We start from the raw sequence: 6067 nt of genomic DNA on the forward strand, positions 1-6067 counted from the left end.
TCCAGCTCACGACCGAGGACGTCGGCCGCCCAGCACGTTCTGTTCTTGAAGTCATAACGAAAATGAAAGTGTTCGCCATCACTGGTCCAATGCTCAACCACGCGCGGCTGGCCATCAATGGTTTCCCAGCGGTAGTTGCAGCTCAAACCCAATGCGTTGCTGTGACTGGCCATCACGCCTTCGGCATAGCTAAACCGGCGCATGGAATCGCCATTGCGATTGATCACTTCGATGAGCTGGCCGTTGTCGTCGTATCGGTACTGGACGAGGGTTTCCACAGCCAGGTTGTCGACGATGCGTTTGACGTCGGTCAGGCGACCAAGCGGGTTGTCGTAATGCAGATGAATCCGCACGCCGCCGGAAGCGCTGATGTCGGTGAGCGTGCCTTCGACCGTGCGGGTGAAATGCAGGTAATGACCCAGCGCATTTTCCAGACGCTGCAACGGCACCGAAGTGTTGTCGTCCGGCACTTCGCCGAAGTAGAAAAACACGTTGTCGAGCGTTTGCAGCAGGTAATGCCCACCCAGGGTACGGACCAGATGAATCTGCTCGTAGGTGTTGTAAATGCGCTCACCGGGCTCGATGTCGACAAAGGGCACGCTGCGGCCCTGGTTGTCGGTGAGGTACACAAAGCTGCCGCTGCGACGCAGGCTCTGTTCCCACGGCAAGACCCAGCCTTGGCCCAACGGTCAGGTCGCTTGCGTAGGAGCCATCAGATCCCGGCAAGACAAAATCGGTCTCACCCGAGTCCAGCGATATTTTGCGGCCTGTTGTGAGGTCCAGGGGATTGCCGATAATCCCCCCAAGACTTTCCCGAAAAAGGGGCTAAAGACGTGCGGCCCGCGATGTAGCTGGCGGCAACGATGGCGCCGAACCGCAGTGTGCAAGGGCCCTGCAGTCTCCAAGCCTTGCGTCAACCCCAGCTTGGCTACTGATACCACCGCTTTGACCATTGATGCGACGATCATCAGCGCGTCTACAACGACGAGAAGCCAGCCGGGAATCTGATCGTCAATATCGAGGTATTGAACCGTCCAGCCCCCGATGAACACATCGTCCGAGCCGGATGAAATCCTGACACCGGGGGTAAGCGTGTCATAGCGGCATGGGGAGTATTGATTCCTGCCCAACAACCGCGCTGTAAACTTAGCTCCCCTCTCTAATTAGCCTGTTGGCATCTCGACTACTAGTGCTGTTTTAAATATCTGTCGACCAATACGTACCCAGCCACTGCCATTTCCAAGTAGTCTTTATACTTCTCACCAGGCAGCACTTTCACAAACTCGCCACAAACATATAGATCCCCTGCCATATGGAATTCCAAATTTACCATTTTTTGATCTACTATCGGACCACTTCCAATCACAGGCCATTCCCCGGAAAAAAGTTTATCCACAGCAGTAAAAATCACCTTAAAAGGCCCATCATATTCTTGGAAACTTAAGTAGCTTACTTCTTCAGGAATATTTTTTCCGTTTCCTACGGACAAAACACAAAACGCAAATACTCTCTTGAATGTTTGCCCTGAGCTATTTTTTCCGATCCACACTGCCTGACAGATGGCCTGCCTCCCGTCAGACATCGGTATGATGAAATAGTCACCGCTATTTACCACCTGTTTTAAACTCATAATCCTATATCCTTCATTTTTTTTCAGTGCATCCGACAATATTTTCTTCCCCCAATCGGAACTATGTCCTGCTATATCATAGATTGGTGAGTTAGGGTTAGTTGGACTGTAGGACCAGATCTTTATTAAGAAGATTAGTTTCTGGGCGAGTAGATTTAGCCCCACCATTAAGGTTCATGATTTGCTGCTCAAGATACTTAGCCTCAGCCTTTGTTAAATTATTATTAAAAATTACACGCTGCCTTAAATGTGACTTACCCCCAGTAGCCGCATGTATAGCCAAACGCGACTTAGCATCACCACGACCAACATATTTTATTGACTTACCTTCAGTAAGCACATAAAGCCCTGGCCGTTGACAGGATCGTACTTAGCACCGGTACCGCCTGCGCTACGTTGTGATGGCTTCCCCATGCACGGGGTAAGCCCTAACGGATCGACCCATGCAATCGTATAGTTTACATACCGGTAAAGATTCCACCCACCAGCAACGCCCACCGGATCTTGGGTTATGAACCGCCCAACCTCCGGATCGTAATACCTGAACGTGTTGTAGTGCAGCCCCGTTTCATCGTCAAAGTACTGACCCTGAAACCGCAGCTTCTGCTCAATTTCACTCACGGCCAACGATTCAACTTGACCCCAAGCCTTGTAAGTCGCCTGCCACACGATCTGGCCGTCGACATCCGTCATCTCAAGCGGCGTGCCGATCTGATCGGTATGGAAGTAGTAAAGCGTCTGCTCTGCCTCACCTTCGCCCTGGTCAACCCGGGCAAGCGGCACATAGCTTCCTGGCTCGTAAATATAGAGGCTGCTCTGCCAAGGCGTTTCCTCACGCAGCATCTGCAGTCCTTGCCAGAGAAAGTGCTTGTGCTCAGTCTGGCCATCAATCTCGGACGTCTTACCAACCCGGCGACCCAAACTGTCATACCGATACGTGCCAACGCTGTGCACCTGGCTGTTGACCATCGTTTCAGCACGTACGAGCCTGTTTTCGCAGTCGTATGTGAACGTCTGCAGCTTGGTTAACCCTGACCGTTTCTCAATCAGGTTGCCCCAAGCGTCATAGGTATATTCCTGATCGCGCCATTGCTTGATGCGGTTGTCTTTAACCTGATCAAACTGGCTGGTGTTGAAGTTCAGCCGGTTGGCGGCAGCGTCGTATCGGAACTCTTCGCTATCGACGAGTTTGCCCGTGTTACGGCTGTGCAATTGGCCGTTCGCTTCATATTCGTACTTGATCTCACCACGCAGCTTGTCCAGCGTCCGAACTAGTTCACCCGCCGGGTCGTACTCATATCGCCGGTGAATCGGGTTGTACGCATGATCGACCAGCAGCGAAGTGTTGATGCCCGGGTTCTGGATCTGCGACAGCTTTTCAGCCGGAATGGTCGAAGCAAACTGCCAGCTCTTGCGGCCCATCGCGTCGTAACCAAAACAGCTGGTGAGCTTGCCTTGGGATCGATAGACCTCCCGATGCAGGTCATCGCGCTCTATGTCACTGATGAGCAGCCCGTCGAGGTTAAGCTGATGCAGGTGGCCGCTGCCGTAGTACAGGTGATTGAGATGTTGGCCAGTCGGCAATGTCAGCGTGGTCAGGTTGCTGAGCGGATCGTATTCGTAGGCCAACGCCCCTTGCGGAGTCGTTTCTTTTACCAAACGACCTAGCAGGTCATAGCTGAAGTCGAGGGTCTCTTCCTCAACGCCCAGCTTCTTGCCAATGCTTGAAGGCAGCCGATGGATGCTGAGCAACCGATCCGCTTCGTCATAAACGTAATCCTGCCGCGCATCCTGATTGACCTTTGCCAGCAAGCGGCCAATCACATCACGCTCAAACTCGGTGCTGCGCTGCGGCCGCTCTGCCCTGTCCCCGTATCCGATTTCATCCAACCGCGTCAGATGCCCACCGACGTTGTAGGCGAACCGACGCGTCAGGTTGTCTATGCGTTTTTCTTCGATCAGGCGATCCGAAGCGTCATAAGCAAATTCATAAGTCGCATTATTTTCGTTGATCAGCGCGGTGAGTCGAATCGCCTTGTCGTACTCGTAACGGATGCGCTGGCCTTTGGCGTCTTGCCGCGAGCTTGGCAGGCCGCGCTCGTTGCGTTGCAACCTGATGATCTGGCCCTTGCCGTCGGTATGAGTGAGTACTTGTCCAAAAGCGTTGTACGTAAACGCTTCTTGTGTGCCATCAGGATGTTTGATGCGCAGCACTTCACCCGCGGGTTTCAGCTCAAGCTCGGTGGTCTGGCCAAGCGCATCGGTGACGGCAACCGACTGCAGGCGCTCGTTTTATCGGCAAGTGGTGCTTTCCAGTGGAGTCCTTACACTTCTCAACCTGTGCGTTACTGTTATCCCGGGAGCTTTTTTTTCGTTTCAGCTTTTTTTGGCTTCCAAGCCAACAATGTTCCCGCTTTACCACATATCTCATTTACCGAATCGATATATTCACGCCCCACCTCCCAGCACCATCCATTTAAAACTTTTGTAATTACGCCGTGGCTTGGACTTTCTGAAATCCATTCCAAAAGGGACGTACTACCGATCTTGATAGACAAGTGCTGATCGTTTAAAAAGTTAACAGGGTAGATCATTCTAAGACGTGCATACTCATACTGACGCCCTCCTAGATATAGCGGAGACGCATCGTCGATAAAAGCAACCGGGTCTTCATACTGATATATCGTTTTGAAATTTTGGCCTCTAGCATAAGACATCGCACCCGAAACACTAGCCAGCTCGTAAACTATTGCATAGATATACTTGAGCTTTACGGAAGCAGAAATCAAAAAACTTTTAATTTTAATATTTAACTCTTCGAGTCCCACGTCCGACTGCATATCTATACAAAAGAAACTTCCAAATTCTTCGGTAGTGTAGCCAAACGAACTAAACCAAGGTTGGACATTTTTAATCTCGCTGAAGACTCTAAAATTAAAAACCTTACCTTCAGAGATTAGGACTTTGAGCTCCTTAGGCGAAACTTCGACGAACTCAATATCATCCACGCCATCCACTAGTCCTCTTCTATCATAGCCTGCCCCAGTAATCGGATAGCCTAGCTCATTAAAAAACCTCAAAGCCTCATCAAAAACGTCCAAAACAGAAATCCGATCCACCCCGTAAATTGCAATCCCTGTAGCCATAATTAACCTATAAAGTTGATATAAAGGAATCAAGTATGCTTTTCATTTCAGCAGCATTGTAAGGATGCTCTAGCCTAAGAACCCTCCCTCGACTCTGAGCAGGCAAGCCACTCATTGCGTCTGTATTCCTAGTTATCAGCGTGGGAAGCTTTCTGCCCATATCAGATTTAGATGCTAACTCGATTGCATGCACCTTACCATTCAAGTCGACAGCCATTACATCAGGACGGCGCGCTGACACACCGGGGCCTTTTGCAAAGTTATAGCTACGATTTAAATACACATCTTTAAATTTTCCGCTCATTGCTAACTTATTCGCAATAGCTTCAGAAAACTGATCATGACCTGGAGTACCGTCAACTTGGCCTCGCCCATGTATTTTTGTACCATTTACGGTTCGCACCTGACATGGTGCCAATCCGAGAGGATCAATCCAAATGATAGGATTCTGGTTGTACCTGAATGAATTCATCCCGCCCAACAGACCAATCGGATCCTGCGTAATGAACCGCCCCACCTCCGGATCGTAATACCTGAACGTGTTGTAGTGCAGGCCCGTCTCATCGTCGAAATACTGACCCTGAAACCGCAGATTCTGCTCAACCTCATTCATGGGAAGCGATTCAACCTCACCCCAAGCCTTGTAAGTCGCCTGCCACACGATTTGGCCATCGACATCCGTCATCTCGAGCGGCGTGCCAATCTGGTCGGTATGGAAGTAGTAAAGCGTCTGCTCTGCCTCACCTTCGCCCTGGTCAACCCGGGCAAGCGGCGCATAGCTTCCAGGCTCGTAAATATAGAGGCTGCTTTGCCACGGCGTTTCCTCACGCAGCATCCGCAGGCCTTGCCAGAGGAAATGCTTGTGCTCGGTCTGACCATCGACCTCGGACGTCTTGCCAACCCTACGACCCAGACTGTCATACCGGTACGTGCCAACGCTGTGCACCTGGCTGTTGGCCATCCTCTCAGCACGCACGAGCCGGTTTTCGCAGTCGTAGGTAAATGTCTGCAGCTTTGTTAGCCCAGACCGTTTTTCAATCAGGTTACCCCAGGCGTCGTAGGTGTATTCCTGATCGCGCCATCGCTTGATACGGTTGTCTTTGACGTGATCGAACTGGCTGGTGTTGAAATTCAGGCGATTGGCCGCGGCGTCGTATCTGAACTCTTCGCTATCAACCAAGCGGCCAGTCTCACGACTGTGCAATTGGCCGTTCGCTTCATATTCGTACTTGATCTCACCACGCAGCTTGTCCAGCGTCCGAACTAGTTCACCCGCCGGGTCGTACTCATA

4 protein-coding genes and 1 pseudogene are annotated in these 6067 nt (G+C 51.1%); all 5 read right to left on the reverse strand.

Annotation, left to right across the window (positions count from 1 at the left end):
• Positions 1-1097: pseudogene (locus tag BMY98_RS25880) on the reverse strand (DUF6531 domain-containing protein); the annotation flags it as partial.
• A gap of 89 nt (positions 1098-1186) precedes the next feature.
• Positions 1187-1630 (reverse strand): hypothetical protein, encoded by a 444-nt coding sequence (locus BMY98_RS25890; protein WP_074893600.1) that lies wholly within the window; start codon positions 1628-1630, stop codon positions 1187-1189.
• Positions 1631-1945: 315 nt separating this feature from the next.
• On the reverse strand, positions 1946-3844 hold the full coding sequence (locus BMY98_RS25895; RefSeq protein WP_245760123.1) for an RHS repeat-associated core domain-containing protein: 1899 nt from the start codon (positions 3842-3844) through the stop codon (positions 1946-1948).
• Positions 3845-3981: 137 nt separating this feature from the next.
• On the reverse strand, positions 3982-4809 hold the full coding sequence (locus BMY98_RS25900; RefSeq protein WP_139214584.1) for a hypothetical protein: 828 nt from the start codon (positions 4807-4809) through the stop codon (positions 3982-3984).
• Positions 4784-6067: RHS repeat domain-containing protein (locus BMY98_RS27750; RefSeq protein WP_245760124.1), on the reverse strand; the 1284-nt coding region annotated here is incomplete at its 5' end. The genes BMY98_RS27750 and BMY98_RS25900, both read right to left, overlap by 26 nt.

Source organism: Pseudomonas graminis, assembly GCF_900111735.1.
GTDB classification, from domain to species: Bacteria; Pseudomonadota; Gammaproteobacteria; order Pseudomonadales; family Pseudomonadaceae; genus Aquipseudomonas; species Aquipseudomonas graminis.